Below are 17147 nucleotides of genomic sequence, written 5' to 3' on the forward strand. Positions count from 1 at the left end.
ACTTTGTGGGAGCTGGCTGGCCAGCGAGCTGTTGGGGCCATAAAAGCTCGCTGGCAAGCCAGCTCCCACAAGAAGCAAAAAAAGGGAGGCGACCTTGCGGTGCCTCCCTGTTCTGGTGCTTGCAACTATAAGGGTTACTGCCCTTTCACCGCCCCCGGCAACGCGTAGGCAATAATGTAGTCGCCACGGTTGTCGTTGGTGCCGGTACGCGTAGCGCCGCCGACGGTGATTACCACGTACTGCTTGCCGTCACGTGCCACATAGGACATCGGTGCGCCCTGCCCGCCTACGGGCAGGCGGCCGCGCCACAGTTCCTTGCCGCTGTCGTTGTCCAGCGCGCGGATGTAGTAGTCCAGGGTGCCATGGAAGAAGGTCAGGCCGCCCTTGGTCACCAGCGGGCCACCCATGGTCGGCATGCCCAGCGGCATGTTCACGCCCGGCACGATGCCGTGCACCGGCGCGTCCTGGATGCTGCCCATCGGCACTTGCCACTTGGTCTTGCCGGTGGTGAGGTCGATGGCGGTCATGGTGCCGAACGGCGGCTTGAAGCACGGCACGCCCAACGGCGAGACGAACATCGAGCGCTCGACGCCCCATGGCGTGCCCAGCTGTTCGGAGTACTCACCCTCGGTGCTCGGCTTCAGGCCGACGCGGGCGGCTTCTTCACGCTTGATGAAGCGGCCCCACTGCGCCATGCGGATGTCGTTGACGATCAGCGTGCCGGTGGAGGCGTCGATGGCGCCGCCGCCCCAGTTGATGCCACCGTAGTAGCCTGGGTAGATCAGCGTGCGCTGGCCGTCGGTGATTGGCGTGAACTCGCCTTCCCAACGCATTTCCTTGAAGTCGATGCGGCACATCAGCTGGTCAAACACGGTGGCGCCCCACATGTCCGACTCTTTCAGGCGCTCGGCGCCTACCGACAGTTGCGAGTACGGCTGGGTGGGCGAGATGTGCATGCCCGGCATGCCATCGGTGGCCACCGCGCGCTCTTCCACCGAGAACACCGGTTTGCCGTCGCGGCGGTCGAGCACGAAGATCTGCCCGCGCTTGGTCATGGCGATGATCACCGGCGTGGTGGTGCCATCCTTGCCCGGCAGGTCGTAGAGGATCGGTTGCGCCGACACGTCGTAGTCGAACATGTCGTGGTTGGCGGTGCGGAAGTGCCACTTGTCGACGCCGGTTTTCACGTCGATGGCCACGATGGAGTCGTTGTATTCGTCCGAGCCTTCGTGACGGTTGCCGTTCCAGAAGTCGGGGGTCTGGTTGCCGGTGGGGATGTACACCAGGCCCAGTTTGTCGTCATAGGCGGCGGTGCCCCAGAAGTTCGGCGACTCCTTGGGGTACAGCTCGCCATCAGGCAGCGGCACGCCGCGCTTGGGGTTGCGTGCATCCCAGGCCCACAGCAGCTCGCCGGTGCGCACGTCGAAGCCGCGGGTCACGCCCGAAGGCTCGTCGGTCTTCAGGTTGTCGTTGATCTTGCCGCCTACCACTACCACATCACCGGCCACCAGCGGCGCCGAAGTCAGGTAGTAGGAGCCGTCGGTGTTGGGGCCGATGCCTTTCAACAGGTCGACCACGCCGTGGTCACCAAAGCTGTCGCACAGCTTGCCGGTGTCGGCGTCCAGCTCCAGCAGGCGCGCGTCGACGGTGGTGGTGACGATGCGGCGGCGGCACTCGGCGGGCTGCGCGGGGGCCGCGGCAGGCGCGGCCTGGGCAGCGCTGGCGGTGGCCTTGTCGGCGTCGTAGTAACCCACGCCGCGGCAACGTTTCCACCCCTTGTTGGACGGGGTTTCCTTGATGTGGGCGTCGAACTTCCACTTCTGCTGGCCGGTGACCGGGTCCAGCGCGAACACGTTGTTCAGCGGCGAGCACAGGTACACGGTGTCGTCGACCTTCAGCGGCGTGCCCTGGTACTCGGCGCCGTTGATGGCCATGTCGCCGGTGTGGAAGGTCCAGGCCACCTGCAAGTCCTTGACGTTGGCCTTGTTGATCTGCTCGAACGGGGCAAAGCGCTCGCCATGGGTGTTGCGCCCGTAGGCGGTCCAGTCATTGCCGTCGGCCTTGCCGGCGTCCGGCGCGATGACCTTGGCGGTGGCGCCAGGCTCGGCCACCACGGTGGGGTGCGGCTGGAACATGCCGTAGGCGATGCCGGCGACGCTGGCGAACAGCGCCAGCGAGATGCCGGTGCGCGGGCCAGCGGTGAGCAGGCGGCGGTTGCCGTCCAGCAGTGGCACCAGCAGGGTAACCACCAGGGCAATGACGATGAAGGTCATCAGCCGCGGCACCAGCTGCCAGAAGTCGAAGCCCACTTCCCACAGCGACCACACCAGGGTCACGGCCAGCAACGCCAGGCCCAGCCAGGCGGCCACCACCTTGCGGCGTACCAGCGCCACGCCGCACGCCACCATCAGCGCACCGGCCAGCAGGTAGTACCAACTGCCGCCCAGGGACGCCAGCTTGCCGCCGCCTGCCAACACCGCCAGCCCCAGCACCGCCAGTATCAGGCCGATGGCGATGGGCACGATTTGTCTCGCTCGCATAAATATTCCCGTTTCGAGGTTCAAGAGGCGCAGCCGCGCCCACGGCGCCTGCGGACAACCCCGCCGCACCCTTGAAGAATTGATTTTCCCGAAGGCCCTGAACCAAGCATCTCAAGGCCGAAATTTATGGAAGCGCTTCCATTTTTTGTCGCAAAAAAATCAGCTCGCCGGCGATAACCACATGAAAAATATGGCTGTTTGCCAGCTGCTGAATGGCGGCGAGTCTATGGGCGGGCATTCACTGCGTCAATACGCCACATAACAAAAGAGAACAATTATCATCATTCATGAATCCTGCTTCGCCCTGCCCTGGCATCCGCAGAGCCCGTGGAAATAGGTATCATGCCCGCGACAATGACCGTGAAGCCCCCTGCCCCATGAGTAAGAATTTCTTCACCCTGGACGACGTCGCCGCCGCTGCCGGCCTGAGCCGCGCGCAAGTGTCCCGGGCCCTGAGCGGCGGCCAGGGCGTGCGCGCCGAAACCCGCAAGCACGTCGACGCCATCGCCGCCCAGCTCAACTACCAGCCTAACCTGGCGGCGCGCAGCCTGGCCTCGGCGCGCTCCTCCATCGTCGGCCTGGTGATTGGCGACCTGAAGAACCCCTTCCACATCCAGCTGGCCGAAGCCGTGGACCGCGAATTGACCGACGCCGGTTTTGACCCGGTGACGTCCCTGCGCGCCGCCGAAAACCCCAACGTCATCGCCGACCGCCTGCTGCGCCTGCGCGCCACCGGCGTGGTGATGATCGGCACGCACCACACCACCAGGGCCATCGCCGACATTGCCGAGCAGATGCCCTGCGTGTACATCGGCAGCAAACGCATCAACCACCCCCGCGTCACCACCATTGCCGTGGACGACGAGTCCGGCGTGCGCCAGGCCATGGCGCACCTGCTGGCGCTGGGGCACCGGCGTATCGTCAACCTGGGCGGCAGCAGCATCGAAGCCTCGGCGCGCCAGCGCACCAAGGTCTACAGCGAAGTAATGGAAGCCGCCGGGCTGGTGCCGGTGTCGTTTCCCGGCTTCCATGACGCCGCCTCCGGGCGACGTGGCGTGGACCTGGCGTTCGCCGAGGGCCAGCGGCCCACGGCTATTTTCGCCTCCAACGACTGCATCGCCCTGGGCGCCATCGACCGCCTGAAAAGCATGGGGCTGTCGGTGCCGGAGGACGTGTCGGTGATCGGTTTCGATGATATTCCCGATGCCGGGACAGAGGTGTTCTCGCTGTCCACCATCCGCCAGGACTGCGACCAGCAGGCCAAGGCCTCGGTGGCGGCGCTGAAGGCCATTCTGCAAGGCGGCAAGGGGGTGGCGCGCCAACGCATCATGCCGGTGACCATGGTGGTGCGCAGATCCACCACGGCCCCGGCCGCCTGACGCTAGTGGCTCATTTGGAGACGGGCATGGCGAACTCGGCGCCCTGCTCGATGCTTTCCGACCAGCGCTGCATGATCGACTTCTGCTTGGTGTAGAAGCGCACGCCTTCGGTGCCGTAGGCGTGCATGTCGCCGAACAGGCTCTTCTTCCAGCCGCCGAAACCATGCCAGGCCATGGGCACCGGGATAGGCACGTTGATGCCGACCATGCCGACCTCGATGCGCCGGGCAAACTCGCGGGCGATGTTGCCGTCACGGGTGAAGCAGCTGACGCCGTTGCCGAACTCGTGGGCGTTGACCAGTTGCAGCGCCTCGGCGAAATCGCGCACGCGCACGCAGGCCAGCACCGGGCCGAAGATTTCCTCGCGGTAGATGCTCATCTCCGGGGTCACGTGGTCGAACAGCGTGGCGCCCAGCCAGAAGCCGTTCTCCAGCCCCGACTCGCTCGGCGTGTAGTCGCGGCCGTCGAGCAGCAGTTGCGCGCCCGCCTCCACGCCCTGGCCGATGTAGCCCTTGATGCGTTCCAGGGCGGCGCGGGAAACGATGGGGCCCATCTCGGCCTTGAGGTCGCGGCCGTCGGTAATGCGCAGCTCGCGCGCACGCTGGGTCAAGGCGGCGACCACCTTGTCACCGACGTCACCCACCAGCACCGCCACGGAAATTGCCATGCAACGCTCGCCGGCACTGCCGTAGGCGGCGCCCATCAGCGCGTCGACCGTGCGGTCTATATCGGCATCAGGCATCACCACCATGTGGTTCTTGGCGCCGCCCAGGCCCTGCACGCGCTTGCCGTGGCGGGCGCCGGTCTCGTAGATGTACTGGGCGATGGGGGTGGAGCCGACGAAGCTGATGGCGCGCACGTCAGGGTTTTCCAGCAGCGCGTCGACCGCTTCCTTGTCGCCCTGCACCACGTTGAACACGCCCTTGGGCAGCCCCGCTTCACGCAGCAGCTCGGCCATGAACAACGAGGCGCTCGGGTCGGTGGGGCTGGGCTTGAGAATGAAGGTATTGCCGGCGGCGATGGCGATCGGGTACATCCACATGGGCACCATCACCGGGAAGTTGAACGGCGTGATGCCGGCCACCACGCCCAGCGCCTGGCGCATGGTCCAGTTGTCCATGCCGCGCGAGACCTGGTCGGAGTGCTCGCCCTTGAGCAGGTGCGGGATGCCGCAGGCGAATTCGAGGATGTCGATGCCGCGGTCCACTTCGCCCTGGGCGTCAGTGAACACCTTGCCGTGTTCGGCGACGATGATCTGCGCCAGTTCGTCCTTGCGCTCGCGCAGCAGGTGCAGGTACTGGAACAGCACGCGGGCGCGGCGGATAGGCGCGGTCTCGCTCCAGTCACTGAAAGCTGCCTGGGCAGCGGCGACGGCTTCGTCGACGGTCTGCCGGCTGGCCAGCGCCACGCGGCCGGTGACAGCGCCGGTGGCCGGGTTGTAGACGTCCTGGTAGCGGTCATCGCGCGACACGCGCTGGTCGTTGATGTAGTGCTCGATAGTGGTGGTCATGGCAGTTGATCCTGGGTGAGGGACAAGGCTGGCAGCCCGCGTTGAACACACGATAGGCTTTCACTTTGTTCCAGACCAGAGCAGAATCCAGAACTTATTGTCCACACAGGCGAACAATAACCCCATGGAAAAGTCCGAGATCGAAGGCTTGTGGACGCACATCCACTGGCTGTCGGTGCTGGAGGAACACGGCACCTACACCGCCGCTGCCGCGCGGTTGGGCGTGAGCAAGTCGGCCGTCAGCCAGCGCATCAGCGACCTGGAAAAGGCCACCGGCACCCGCCTGGTCACCCGCACCACGCGCAGCGTACGCCTGACTGACGCTGGCCAGTCGCTTACCCGTGAGGTGCGCAGCGCCTACGAGCACATTGCCCGCAGCTTTTCCTCGGTACGTGACTCAGCCGGCGAGATTCGCGGCCTGGTGCGCCTGACCGCGCCGGTGGCATTCGCCCGCCAGCAATTGGTGCCGCACCTGTCGGGGTTCCTGCGCCAGTACCCGCAGGTGCGCATTCAACTGGACGTGTCCGACGCCCTGAGTTCGTTGGCCGCCGAAGGCTACGACCTGGCCGTGCGTCACGGCTTCCAGGTGCCCGAGACCCATGTGGCGTGGAAGCTGTGCGACACCCATTCGGTGCTGGTGGCCACCCGCGATTACCTGCAGCGCGAAGGCCAGCCCCGCGATCCCGAAGCGCTGGCCGGGCACAATTGCCTGTACTACCCGCGCGGCAGCGACCAGCCGGCCTGGACCTTTGAACACAACAAGGGCGGCGAGCGCATGACCGTGCCGATTGCCGGCAGCTTCGCCACCAACAACAGCGAGGCCCTGCGCGACGCCGCCCTCAACCATTTGGGCATCGCCCTGCTGCCCGACTTCAGCGCCCAGGCGGCCCTGAACGCCGGGACGCTGGTGCACGTGCTCAAGGACTGGACGCTGAAAGGTGCCTTCGCCAACGAGATCTACCTGATACGGCCGTATTCGCCGCATGTGCCGAAGTCGGTGACGGCGTTGGTGGCGTACCTCAAGGCGCGGCTGGCGGGCGGGTTCACCGCCAGCCCGTAGCAGCGACTGTCTTGTGGGAGCTGGCTTGCCAGCGAGTTTTTAGGGCCCCAACAGCTCGCTGGCAAGCCAGCTCCCACAGTATGTAGCAGCAACTGTCTTGAAACCGCGATGCAGGCAACGCGGTTTCAAGACCTGAGAACGCGTTACAGGCGCCACGCTTCAGCAGGCACGGCACAGGCACTCAGGGCCGCTTGCCGACCTCCACCTGCTGGGCGGTCCAGGCCTTGACCTGCTCGCTCAGGCTCAGCCCCAGGCCCGGGCGCTTGGGCACCAGCATGCGGCCGTCGCGGGTTTCCAGGCGCTCGTTGAACAGCGGTTCCAGCCACTCGAAATGCTCCACCCACGGCTCGGTCGGGTAGGCGGCGGCCAGGTGCACGTGCAGCTCCATGGCGAAATGCGGCGCCAGCATCAGCCCGGCCTGCTCGGCCATGGCGGCCACCTTCAAGTACGGGGTTATGCCGCCCACGCGCGGCGCATCGGGCATCAGGAAGTCGGCGCCGCGCAGCTTGATGAACTCGGCGTGCTCGGCCACGCTGGTCAGCATCTCGCCGGTGGCGATGGGCGTGTCGAACTGCTGCGCCAGGGCGGCATGGCCTTCGGCGTCGTAGCAGTCCAGCGGCTCCTCGATCCAGATCAGGTTGTACTGCTCGAACTGCCGGCACATGCGCTGGGCGGTGGGCCGGTCCCACTGCTGGTTGGCGTCGACCATCAGCGGAAATTTGTCGCCCAGGTGGCGGCGCACGGTGCTGACGCGCTCGATATCGATGGCGCAGTCCGGCTGGCCGACCTTGAGCTTGATGCCGCCGATGCCCTTTTCACGCGACAGGTCGGTGTTCTTCAGCAACTGGTCCAGCGGCGTGTGCAGGAAGCCGCCCGAAGTGTTGTAGCAGCGCACGCTGTCGCGCTGGGCACCCAGCAGGCGCGCCAGCGACAGGTTGGCGCGCTTGGCCTTGAGGTCCCACAGGGCCACGTCGAAAGCGCCGATGGCTTGCGTGGACAGGCCGCTGCGGCCCACCGAAGCGCCGGCCCAGCACAGCTTGGTCCACAGCTTGGCGATGTCACTGGGGTTTTCACCGAGCAGCGCCGGGGCGATCTCCTGGGCGTGGGCAAACTGGCCCGGCCCCCCTGCCCGCTTCGAATAGCTGAAGCCCAGGCCGCGGTGGCCATCCCTGGTCTCGATCTCGGCGAACAGCATGGCGATCTCGGTCATCGGCTTCTGCCGGCCGGTGAGCACCTTGGCGTCGCTGATGGGATTGGCCAGCGGCAGGAACACCGAGGACACGCGCACCCAGGCAATGGCGTCGTCATCACCCGTGGGCAGGTCTTGTTGTTGTGTGAGCATGAACGCTCTCCTTGTTAGCGGGACAGGAAGGAATCGGGAGTTGCCACAGGCGTGGCCTGGGCCTGCGGTTCGGCACAATCGTCGAGCTCCAGGCGTTTGAGCGGCCCGACGATGAACAGGTAGGCAAAGGCCCCCAGCAGGCCCATGGCGGCCACGTACATCAGCGCCACGTCGAAGGAGCCCAGCTGGTTGATCATCACGCCGATGGCAATGGGCGTGACAATGCTGGCCAGGTTGCCGCAGAAGTTGAACATGGCGCCGCTGATGCCCATGGCCCGCGCCGGTGACACGTCGCCGACGATGCACCAGCCCAGGTTGCCGACACCCTTGGCGAAGAACGCCAGGGACATCACTGCAATCACCACGGTGAGCGAGGCGCTGTAGTTGGCGACGACGATGCTGCTGGACAGCAGCAGGCCGCAAATGATCGGGGTCTTGCGCGCGGCGGTGAGGCTGAAGCCCTTGCGCAGCATCCAGTCAGACCACACGCCGCCCACCACCCCGCCCAGGCAGCCTGCGACGGGCGGGATGGCCGCCACCAGGCCGACCTTGAGCAGGGTCATGCCCTTGGCTTCGATCAGGTAGGTGGGGAACCAGGTCAGGAAGAACCAGGTGATGGAGGTGAGGCAGAACTGGCCCAGGTAGATGCCGGCCATCATGCGGTTGGCGCCGATGGCCTTGACGCGCCGCCAGCTGAACGGGGTTTTCACGTCGCCGATGGTGGGCAGGCCGCCGCCGGCCTCGATGTAGTCGATTTCGGCCTGGTTGACGCGGTGGTCCTTGCGCGGCTCGCGCACCAGGCGGAACCACAGCAGGCCGATGAAAATACCCGCAAGCCCGGTGACCCAGAACACATGCTGCCAGCCCCAGGTGCTGACCAGCCACACCATCAATGGCGTGAACGCGGCCAGGGCAAAGTATTGCGCCGACTGGAACACTGCCGTGGCCAGGCCACGCTCCTGGCGCGGGAACCACATCACCGTGAGGCGGTTGTTGGCCGGGAACGCCGGGGCCTCAGCCACGCCCATCAAAAAGCGCAGGCCGAACAGCACCAGGAACGCCGAGGCGAAATAGTCCACGTAGCCCTGCAGGAAGGTCAGTGTGGACCACAGGATCAGGCTGGCGCCCAGCACCACCCGCGAGCCGTAGCGGTCGAGGATCACCCCGCCCGGCAGTTGCATGGAGGTGTAGGCCCACCCGAAGGCGGAAAAGGCGATGCCCATGGTCATGGCGTCGAAGCCCAGGTCGCCGCGCATGCTCGGGGCGGCGATGGACAGCGTGGCGCGGTCGACGTAGTTGAACACCGTGACGATGAAAATCAGGCTCAGGATCAGGTAGCGGACGCGAGTCCTGGCGATGGGGGGCGTGGCTGGGTTCACTTGTTATTTTCCTTGTTGTGAGTGGTGCGGTGGATCGGTGCAAGCTCCTTTGATACATCAATGATTGCGCAATCATTTCCATCGATAAAAACGGCCACCTGCACCGGGGTGCCTGTAGCCACTGCACCTGAGCTTACACTGATTGCGCAATCATTCAAGCCATTCCGACGAAGAGGTATGATGACCTTCAACGCCTGTGCAGCCCATACAAACCTGTCGCCACAAGGTAAGATAGCGGCCTCTCCCACGCTGGAACCCGCCCCCTCGATGGCCAAGAAGTCGAACAAGGACCTTTCACTTTCCGCCAGCGGCGCCGCCGGCGTGCCCGGCTACACCCTGATCGACGTGGCGCGTGTGGCCGGGGTCTCGCCCATCACCGTGTCACGCGCCCTGCACCGCCCCGAGCTGGTCAGCGAGCGTACCCGCGACAAGGTGCGCGAGGCCGCGCGGGCCATGGGCTATGTGCCGAACATGCTGGCCGGCGGGCTGGCCACCAACAAGAGCCGCCTGGTGGCGATTTTCCTGCCCACCATCGCCAACTCGATCTTTGCCGACACGGTGCAGGCGGTGATGGACCGCCTCACCACCGCCGGCTACCAGACCTTGATCGGCCTCACCGGTTATAGCGCCGAGCAGGAAGAGGCGCTGCTGGAAGCCGTGCTGGGGCGGCGCCCCGACGGCATCGTGCTGACCGGCACCCTGCACACCGAGGCCAGCCGCCAGCGCCTGGCTTCGGCGCGCATTCCGGTGGTGGAAGCCTGGGACCTGGGTGAGGCGCCCATCGACATGCTGGTGGGTTTCTCTCACGAACAGGTGGGCGTGGGCATTGCCCGCAACCTGCTGGGCAAAGGCTACCAGCGCTTCGCCGTGGTGACCCTCGACGACCCGCGCGGGCTGCGTCGTGTGGCCAGCCTGAAGGCGGAGTTGCAGGCCCACGGCATCACTCACACCCCCACCCAGATACTGCCCGCCCCCGCCACCCTGGCCTCCGGCCGCCTGGGCCTGCAGGGCCTGCTGGACCAGGGCCACACCCCACAGGTGGTGGTGTGCAGCTCGGACACCATCGCTCAGGGCGTGCTGGCCGAAGCAGCCAGCCGTGGCATCCGTGTGCCGGAGGATTTGGCGGTGATGGGCTTCGGCGACCTGAGCAGCGCCGCCCACGTGCACCCGCCATTGTCCACCGTACAAGTGAACGGCGCGTTGATCGGCCAGCAGGTGGCCGACGCCCTGTTGGCACGGCTGCGCGCCACGCCCGGCGCCGAAGCAGTGGCGCCGGTGTGCATTGATACCGGGTTCAGCATTATCGACCGGCAGAGCACGCGCGATATCAGGTAGAGGCCGAAGGTTGCGTCCGACGACCTAAGCATAGACCCATTCGGTATTTGGTATATACCAAATACCCGATTATAAAAGGCCATCACTTCACACCGAACAAGGCCTTCCCCTTCATGCTGCCACTGCGGATCATGCTCGAATACTTCCACCCCTGGCCGAACTCGGCGGGTTTCTACCTGGCGCGCGAACGCGGTTGGTACGCCGACGCCGGCCTGGACGTGGAGCTGTGCGTGCCCGACCCCGAGCGTGGCGACAGCCTGCAGCACCTGCTGGACGGCGCGGTACAGTTGAGCGTGTTCCCCAGCAACCGCCTGCTGGTGCGCCGCGACCAGGGCCAGCCGTTGAAGGGCGTGGCGGCCATCAACCATGACGGTTTGGAAGCTTTCCAGACCCTGCGCGAATTCGCCATCCAGCGCCCCCGCGACCTGATGGGCAAGCGCCTGGCCATGAACCCTACCCCGCGCGGGCTGGCCATGGTGCGCGACCTGGTGCGCCAGGACGGTGGCGACCCGGATGCGGTCATCATCGTCGATGCCGGCGCCCGCGAGCTGCGCCCCGAGGAACTGGCTGCCGGCGTGGCCGATGCCAGCTTCGGTGGCTACTGGGCCTGGGAGGCGCTGATGGACAGCCCGGTGGCAGCCGAACGCCGGGTGGTGCACCGCGTCAGCCACTGGGGCGCACCGGCCTACCACAGCTACCTGCTGGGCGCCCGCGAGGACTGGATCGACGCCAACCCGCAGGTGCTGCGCGCCTTCCTCGCCACCACCGCGCGCGGCTTCGAAAGCGTGGCTGCCGAACCGCAACTGGCGCGCCAGGCGTACGAGCGGGTGATTCCCTATTTCCCCGGCGCCCTGATCGAGCATTCGCTGAGCCACATTGCCCCCACCTGGCTGCACCAGGGCCGGTTTGGCCAGCAGCGCCAGGCGCTGCTGGAACCCTATGCCCACTGGCTGCACCAGCATGGCATCCTGACGCAGCCCGATGCCTGGGCCAACGCCACCACCAACGACTACCTGCCCGGGGAGGCGCGATGAGCCAACTGCTGCACAGCCACGGCCTGGCCGGCGAGGTGGTGGCGCCGGTATGGGCGCCGTTGACCGAGGCCGAGTTGCAGCCACTGCTGGCCCAGTACCCGCAGCTGGGCACCTTGCAGCACATCGACTGGCACAGCCCGCGGCCCTTCTCCGCCGCCGCGCTGATCAGCACCGCGCACGGCGAGTGGTTCGTCAAACGCCACTTCCATCAGGTACGCTCGCAGCCTTGGCTTGCGGAGGAACACCGTTTCATCCAGCACCTGCGCCGCCATGGCGTACCCGCCCCGGACGTGCAGGTGAACAGCCACGGCGCCACGGCTGTCGCCCACGGGCAGTGGACCTACGAGGTGCACGCGCGCTCACCGGGTGACGACCTGTACCGCGACGCGCAGTCCTGGTCGCCGTTCCACAGCCTGGCCCATGCCCACGCCGCCGGCACGGCGCTGGCCCGTCTGCACCTGGCAGCGGCAGGTTTCGACGCTGCGCCGCGCCAGGCCTGCGTGCTCACCAGCCGCTGCCACGCCTTCACCCAGCCCGAGCCATTGGCCGTGCTGGCGCAGCAGGTAGCCAACAGCGCCGCGCTGAGCGGCTACCTGGCCGGCCGCGACTGGCGCAGCGAACTGGCCCACGCCTTGCTGCCCGCCCATGCCGCCCTGTTGCCGCACCTGGCCACGCAAGCGCCGCTGTGGACCCACAACGACTGGCACGCCTCGAACCTGCTGTGGGCCGACGGCGAGGTGCGCAGCGTGCTCGACTTCGGCCTGTGCGACCGCACGTTCGCGCTGTACGACCTGGCCACCGCGCTGGAACGCAACGCCATCCCCTGGCTGGACCTGGACGCAGGCGGCGTGGCCCGCGCCGACCTGGCCACGGTAGATGCGCTGCTGGCCGGCTACGCCAGCGTGCGCCCGCTGTCCAGGGCCGACCTGCAGGCACTGGTGGCCTGGTTGCCGCTGGTGCACGCCGATTTCGCCATATCCGAAACCGAATACTTCGCCGGCATCCTCGACGACCGCGCCAGCGCCGACATCGCCTGGGACGCCTACCTGTTGCGCCATGCGCTGTGGTTCCAGGGCAGCGAAGGCCAGCGCCTGATCGAACATTTGCGGAGCGGGTCATGAACACCTTGCTGGTAGACCCTGCCTGGCTGGCAGAACACCTGCACGCCGGTGACCTGGTGGTGCTGGACGCCACCGTGGACCTGCGCGCGCCGCGTTTCGACGGTGATTACCAGGCCTGCAGCGGCGAGCCCGGCTGGCGCGCCGAGCACATTCCCGGCGCCCGCCACGCCGACCTGCTTGAACGCCTGCACGACGCCCAGGCCAGCTATAGCTTTGCCATGCCGCCGCTGCCGCAACTGGCTAGCCAGTTGCAGGCCCTTGGCATCGGCCCGCAGCGCCGCGTGGTGATCTACGACCGCACTGACGGTTTCTGGGCGGCGCGGTTGTGGTGGATGCTGCGCAGCGTGGGCCTGGCAGCGGCGGTTCTGGACGGTGGCCTGAATGCCTGGCGCCAGGCCGGCCTGCCATTGGCCAGCGGCGCTACCAGCAGCCCCGGGGCCGCAGCGCCAGTGACCTTGCACGCGCAACCCGGCTACTGGGCCAGCCTTGCGCAGGTGCGCGCGGTAAGCGATGGCAGCCTGCCCGGGCACCTGATCTGCGCGCTGGGCCAGGCCGTGTTCGAAGGCACCGCCGCCACCCGCTACAGCCGCCGTGGGCACATTCCCAACAGCCGCAACCGGCCCGCGCGGCAGCTATTCGACGCCAGCGGGCGCTACCACCCGGCCCCGCTGCTACGCCAGGCGCTGGCGGTGGATGCCCTGCCCGACCCCTTGCTGTTGTACTGCGGCGGCGGTATTTCCGCCGCGGCCACAGCCTTTGCCCTGGCGTTGCTGAGGCGCCACGATGTCACCCTGTTTGACGGCTCGCTGCAGCAATGGAGCGCCGACCCCGCCTTGCCAATGACTACCGGAGCAGCTCCGGCCTGAAAAACCAATAGGTCAGGTAATGACCCATGCGCGTGGCTTTACGGCCCCGCGCAGGGTAGCCTGCACCCAAAAAAAATCATGTGCGACAAGGAGCTGCCCCATGTTTCCCCCTATTCCCTTCCGGGCCCGCGTGCTGGCGACGAGTATTGCACTCGCCTCGCCGTGGGTGGCCGCGGAAGAACCCACCACGCTGAGCGCCGTTACCGTGGTCGGTGATGCGCCTGACAGCTACCGGGCCAACCACGCCTCGGTCACGGGCTTGGGCGACACCCCGCTGCTGGACACGCCTGCCGCGGTGTCGGTGTTCAACACGCAATTGCTGCAAGACCAGCAAGCGCGCCTGCTCAGCGAAGTACTGCGCAACGACGCCGCCGTGGGCGACAGCTACGCGCCCATCGGCTACTACGAGAACTTCGTGGTGCGCGGTTTTTCCCTGAACGCTGCCAGCAGCTACAAGATCAACGGCCGCACCATCACCGGCGAGCAGAACGTGGCCCTGGAAAACAAGGAGCAGGTGGAAGTGCTCAAGGGCCTGGCCGGCCTGCAAAGCGGTGTCAGCGAGCCGGGCGGCGTCATCAATTACCAGACCAAGCGCCCCACCGACGTGCGCGCTGTCACCGTGTCCACCGACGAGCAAGGCGGCCGTTACCTGGCCACCGACCTGGGCACCTGGTTCGGCAGCGAGCAGCAGTTCGGCATTCGTACCAACCTCGCCCACGAGGACATTCGTTCCTACGTCGACCACGCCGACGGCAGCCGCGACTTCGGCTCGGTGGCCTTCGACTGGAACATCGACCCGCGCTCCAGCCTGCAACTGGACATCGAATACCAGCACCGCGAACAACGCTCGGTGCCCGGCTACCAGTTGCTGGGCGGCACCGAGGTGCCCCACCACGCCGACCCGCACGACCTGCTGGGCTACCAGAGCTGGTCGAACCCGGTGGGCATCACCTCGCTGAACATGGAAGGCCGCTACCGCTACCAATTGACCGATGACTGGAGCGCGCAACTGAGCCTGTCGCGCAGCCGCGTGATCATCGACGACTACAGCGCCTTCCCCTATGGCTGCTCTGGCAACAACTGCGACAACGGCTCTGTGCTCAGCCATTTCAGTAGCACCGGCGACTACGACATCTACGACTACCGCAACCCCGACGACACCCGCCGCAACGACGAGGCCGAGGCCTCGCTGAGCGGCGAGTTCAACACCTTCGGCCTGCGCAACGAATTGGACGTGGGCGTCAGCGCGTTCCGCCGCACGGTGGACCAGCGCGACGCCGTCAATGACCCGGTGGGCAGCGGTAATATCTACTCCGGCCCCCAAGCCTCGGCCCCCTCTTCAAGCGAGCCAAGCCACACCTACCGCCACCTGGACAGCCGCCAGTACGGCCTGTTCATCAACGACCGCCTGCACCTCAACGAGCAGTGGCAGCTGGTGCTGGGTGGCCGCGAGGTGCGCCTGGATGAAAAGGCCTTCGACGCCGACGGCGACACCACGCGCCACACGCAAATGTGGGAGTTCCTGCCCAACCTGGCGGTGGTCTACAAGCCCACCGACGACCTGTCGCTGTACACCCGCTACAGCAAGGGCCTGTCCCTGGGTAGCGAGGCGTCGTGGTTTGCCAGCAACGCCGGCGAGACCCTGGCGCCGACCCTGTCTCGGCAACTGGAAGTGGGCATCAAGCAGGACTGGCAACGCCTGAGCCTGGGCGCGGCATTGTTCCAGATCACCCAGGGCTACCAGTTCTCGCGGCCCAACGGCGACGGCACCTTCACCTACGTGCAGCAGGGCAAGCAGAAGAACATCGGCCTTGAGCTCACCGCCAGCGGCCGCGCCACCGACCGCCTGCAGCTCAACGCCAGCGTCGCCGCCACCCGCGCGCGGGTTGTCGACAGCGGCGTCGACGCCTATGAAGGCCACCAGGCGATCAACGTGCCCACCCTGCGCGCCAGTTTCTACGGTGACTACAGCGTGCCGGGCATCGACGGCCTGGCACTGTTGGGCGGCGTGCAGTACAGCGGCAAGAAGTACGCGAACCGCGAAGGCACGGTGCAGGTCGGCGATTACGCGGTATTCAACGCCGGCAGCCGCTACACCACGCGCATCGAAGGGTACGATACGGTCTTTCGCCTGAGCATCGACAACCTGTTCGACAAGCGTTACTGGCGCGACGTGGGCGAATACGCCGGCGACGACTACCTGTTCCTGGGCGCCCCGCGCACCGCGCGGCTGTCCGCCACCGTCAACTTCTAAGGGCAATAACCATGTCGAACCTGGAAATACTCGCGGTCATCGTCAACGTCATCGGCGTGTGGCTGACCGCCCGCCGCACCCCCTGGTGCTGGCCCGTGGGCGTGGTGGCCGTGCTGCTGTACGTGTGGATTTTCTACGACGTGAAGCTGTACTCGGACATGCTGCTGCAGCTGCTGTTCGCCGGCCTGCAGGGTTACGGCTGGTGGCGCTGGCGCACCGGGCGCCTGGCCCAGGGCAAGGTGCGCATCGAGCCGTTGCCGGCGCGCGTGGCGCTGCTGAGCCTGGCCGCAGGCGCCGTGCTGTCGGTGCTGCTGGGCACCGCCATGGCGCACTTCACCGACGCCGCCGTGCCGTGGCTGGACGCTACCCTCACCGGCTACAGCCTGGTGGCCAGCTACTGGGCGGCGCGCAAGTTCGTCGCCAACTGGTGGCTGTGGATCGCCCTGGATGTGGTGTACACCGGCCTGTATTACTACAAGGGCCTGCCGTTGACGGCGGTGCTGTACGCCGGCTTCATCGTGCTGGCGGTTTACGGCCTGCGCGCCTGGCAGCGTGACCTGGCGCAGCAGCCCCATGAAGCCGCGCTACAGGCTGTGGCATGAGCATCCGCCCTGCCCAGTCCCAGTATTTGCGCATTGGCGACCAGTTGGCCGAGGACATCGCCAGCGGCCGCCTGGCGCCGGGCGCGCGCCTGGCCACCGAGCGCGACATGGCCGAGCAGTTCGGCTGCACCCGCGTCACGTTGCGCCAGGCGCTGCAGCGCCTGGAAGCCCAGGGTGCGTTGTACCGCGGCCATCGGCGTGGCTGGTTCGTGTCCCCCGTGCCCATCCGCTACGACCCCACGCGCATTACCAGTTTCATGGAGTACGTCAGCGCCCAGGGCCGCGAGCCGCGCACCGAGTGCCTGCTGGCCGAACTGCGCCCAGCCGATGCCTGGCTGGCCCAGCGCATGCAACTGGCGCCCGGCGAGCCGGTGTTCCAGTTGCAGCGACGGCGCTGGGTAGACGGCCGCCCGGTGTTGCTGGAGACCAACGTGCTGAACCCCAGCTGGTGCCCAGGTTTACTCGACCACCGCCTGGACGGCTCGCTGACCACCCTGCTGCGCGAGCACTACGGCCGCCGGCAGGCGCGCAGCCAGATCAGCCTCAAGCCTTGCCTGCTGGACGAGCAGCAAAGCGAGCGGCTGGAAATCGCCAGCGGCTCCAGCGGTTTGTACCTGGAGCGGCTGTGCTATGACGAGGACGGCAGCGTGGTGGAGCTGGACCGCGAGTTCTGGCGCCCCGACGCGGTGGAAGTGACGTTGGCGGTGGGGGGGTGAGCCCACCGG

At 66.7% G+C, this 17147-nt stretch carries 14 protein-coding genes; 9 read left to right on the forward strand and 5 right to left on the reverse strand.

The window, feature by feature from the left end:
* Nucleotides 1-134: 134 nt before the first annotated feature.
* The gene (locus tag AC0SZ7_RS28440; protein WP_475507500.1) at nucleotides 135-2540 is read right to left on the reverse strand and encodes a membrane-bound PQQ-dependent dehydrogenase, glucose/quinate/shikimate family; all 2406 of its coding nucleotides are present in this window, start codon (nucleotides 2538-2540) and stop codon (nucleotides 135-137) included.
* 377 nt (nucleotides 2541-2917) lie between these two features.
* Between AC0SZ7_RS28440 and AC0SZ7_RS28445 the strand changes: the two genes are divergently transcribed.
* A complete protein-coding gene (locus AC0SZ7_RS28445; protein ID WP_475507501.1) occupies nucleotides 2918-3919 on the forward strand; it encodes a LacI family DNA-binding transcriptional regulator in 1002 nt (333 codons plus the stop codon).
* Between the two features lie 10 nt (nucleotides 3920-3929).
* On the opposite strand, the gene AC0SZ7_RS28450 is transcribed toward AC0SZ7_RS28445, so the two are convergent.
* Nucleotides 3930-5429 (reverse strand): CoA-acylating methylmalonate-semialdehyde dehydrogenase, encoded by a 1500-nt coding sequence (locus AC0SZ7_RS28450; protein ID WP_475507502.1) that lies wholly within the window; start codon nucleotides 5427-5429, stop codon nucleotides 3930-3932.
* Nucleotides 5430-5553: 124 nt separating this feature from the next.
* Between AC0SZ7_RS28450 and AC0SZ7_RS28455 the strand changes: the two genes are divergently transcribed.
* Nucleotides 5554-6489, forward strand: coding sequence for a LysR family transcriptional regulator (locus AC0SZ7_RS28455; protein WP_475507503.1), 936 nt, complete (start codon nucleotides 5554-5556; stop codon nucleotides 6487-6489).
* Nucleotides 6490-6670: 181 nt separating this feature from the next.
* Here the strand turns inward: AC0SZ7_RS28455 and AC0SZ7_RS28460 are convergent, their stop codons facing one another.
* From AC0SZ7_RS28460 to AC0SZ7_RS28470, 3 genes are read right to left on the reverse strand one after another with little or no spacing between them, the layout of a single operon-like run.
* A complete protein-coding gene (locus AC0SZ7_RS28460; RefSeq protein WP_475507504.1) occupies nucleotides 6671-7831 on the reverse strand; it encodes an L-talarate/galactarate dehydratase in 1161 nt (386 codons plus the stop codon).
* 14 nt (nucleotides 7832-7845) lie between these two features.
* Nucleotides 7846-9210, reverse strand: a complete 1365-nt coding sequence (locus tag AC0SZ7_RS28465; protein ID WP_475507505.1) for an MFS transporter — start codon at nucleotides 9208-9210, stop codon at nucleotides 7846-7848.
* Complete coding sequence (locus AC0SZ7_RS28470) at nucleotides 9207-9497, reverse strand: hypothetical protein (protein ID WP_475507506.1); 291 nt, start codon at nucleotides 9495-9497, stop codon at nucleotides 9207-9209. Before AC0SZ7_RS28470 ends, AC0SZ7_RS28465 begins: the two co-directional genes overlap by 4 nt.
* Here AC0SZ7_RS28470 and AC0SZ7_RS28475 point away from each other — a divergent pair.
* The 7 genes from AC0SZ7_RS28475 (at nucleotide 9478) to AC0SZ7_RS28505 (ending at nucleotide 17138) form a co-directional block, all read left to right on the forward strand.
* The gene (locus AC0SZ7_RS28475) at nucleotides 9478-10545 is read left to right on the forward strand and encodes a LacI family DNA-binding transcriptional regulator (protein WP_475507507.1); all 1068 of its coding nucleotides are present in this window, start codon (nucleotides 9478-9480) and stop codon (nucleotides 10543-10545) included. The genes AC0SZ7_RS28470 and AC0SZ7_RS28475 overlap by 20 nt on opposite strands.
* Nucleotides 10546-10658: 113 nt before the next feature.
* Nucleotides 10659-11579, forward strand: coding sequence for an ABC transporter substrate-binding protein (locus AC0SZ7_RS28480; protein WP_475507508.1), 921 nt, complete (start codon nucleotides 10659-10661; stop codon nucleotides 11577-11579).
* The gene (locus AC0SZ7_RS28485; protein ID WP_475507509.1) at nucleotides 11576-12700 is read left to right on the forward strand and encodes a phosphotransferase enzyme family protein; all 1125 of its coding nucleotides are present in this window, start codon (nucleotides 11576-11578) and stop codon (nucleotides 12698-12700) included. Before AC0SZ7_RS28480 ends, AC0SZ7_RS28485 begins: the two co-directional genes overlap by 4 nt.
* A complete protein-coding gene (locus AC0SZ7_RS28490; RefSeq protein WP_475507510.1) occupies nucleotides 12697-13566 on the forward strand; it encodes a sulfurtransferase in 870 nt (289 codons plus the stop codon). Before AC0SZ7_RS28485 ends, AC0SZ7_RS28490 begins: the two co-directional genes overlap by 4 nt.
* Before the next feature lie 100 nt (nucleotides 13567-13666).
* Entirely contained in the window at nucleotides 13667-15820 is a 2154-nt protein-coding gene (locus AC0SZ7_RS28495; RefSeq protein ID WP_475507511.1) for a TonB-dependent siderophore receptor, read from the forward strand.
* 11 nt (nucleotides 15821-15831) lie between these two features.
* Entirely contained in the window at nucleotides 15832-16422 is a 591-nt protein-coding gene (pnuC, locus tag AC0SZ7_RS28500) for a nicotinamide riboside transporter PnuC (protein WP_475507512.1), read from the forward strand.
* On the forward strand, nucleotides 16419-17138 hold the full coding sequence (locus AC0SZ7_RS28505; RefSeq protein WP_475507513.1) for a UTRA domain-containing protein: 720 nt from the start codon (nucleotides 16419-16421) through the stop codon (nucleotides 17136-17138). Before pnuC ends, AC0SZ7_RS28505 begins: the two co-directional genes overlap by 4 nt.
* Nucleotides 17139-17147 lie beyond the last annotated feature (9 nt).

The sequence above is a fragment of the Pseudomonas sp. JC1203 genome (assembly GCF_056175065.1).

Coding starts and splice junctions, on each gene's coding strand:
- AC0SZ7_RS28440 (WP_475507500.1), bottom strand. CDS start 2,540: ATGCGAGCGAGACAAATCGTGCCCATCGCCATCGGCCTGATACTGGCG.
- AC0SZ7_RS28445 (WP_475507501.1), top strand. CDS start 2,918: ATGAGTAAGAATTTCTTCACCCTGGACGACGTCGCCGCCGCTGCCGGC.
- AC0SZ7_RS28450 (WP_475507502.1), bottom strand. CDS start 5,429: ATGACCACCACTATCGAGCACTACATCAACGACCAGCGCGTGTCGCGC.
- AC0SZ7_RS28455 (WP_475507503.1), top strand. CDS start 5,554: ATGGAAAAGTCCGAGATCGAAGGCTTGTGGACGCACATCCACTGGCTG.
- AC0SZ7_RS28460 (WP_475507504.1), bottom strand. CDS start 7,831: ATGCTCACACAACAACAAGACCTGCCCACGGGTGATGACGACGCCATT.
- AC0SZ7_RS28475 (WP_475507507.1), top strand. CDS start 9,478: ATGGCCAAGAAGTCGAACAAGGACCTTTCACTTTCCGCCAGCGGCGCC.
- AC0SZ7_RS28480 (WP_475507508.1), top strand. CDS start 10,659: ATGCTGCCACTGCGGATCATGCTCGAATACTTCCACCCCTGGCCGAAC.
- AC0SZ7_RS28485 (WP_475507509.1), top strand. CDS start 11,576: ATGAGCCAACTGCTGCACAGCCACGGCCTGGCCGGCGAGGTGGTGGCG.
- AC0SZ7_RS28490 (WP_475507510.1), top strand. CDS start 12,697: ATGAACACCTTGCTGGTAGACCCTGCCTGGCTGGCAGAACACCTGCAC.
- AC0SZ7_RS28495 (WP_475507511.1), top strand. CDS start 13,667: ATGTTTCCCCCTATTCCCTTCCGGGCCCGCGTGCTGGCGACGAGTATT.
- pnuC (WP_475507512.1), top strand. CDS start 15,832: ATGTCGAACCTGGAAATACTCGCGGTCATCGTCAACGTCATCGGCGTG.
- AC0SZ7_RS28505 (WP_475507513.1), top strand. CDS start 16,419: ATGAGCATCCGCCCTGCCCAGTCCCAGTATTTGCGCATTGGCGACCAG.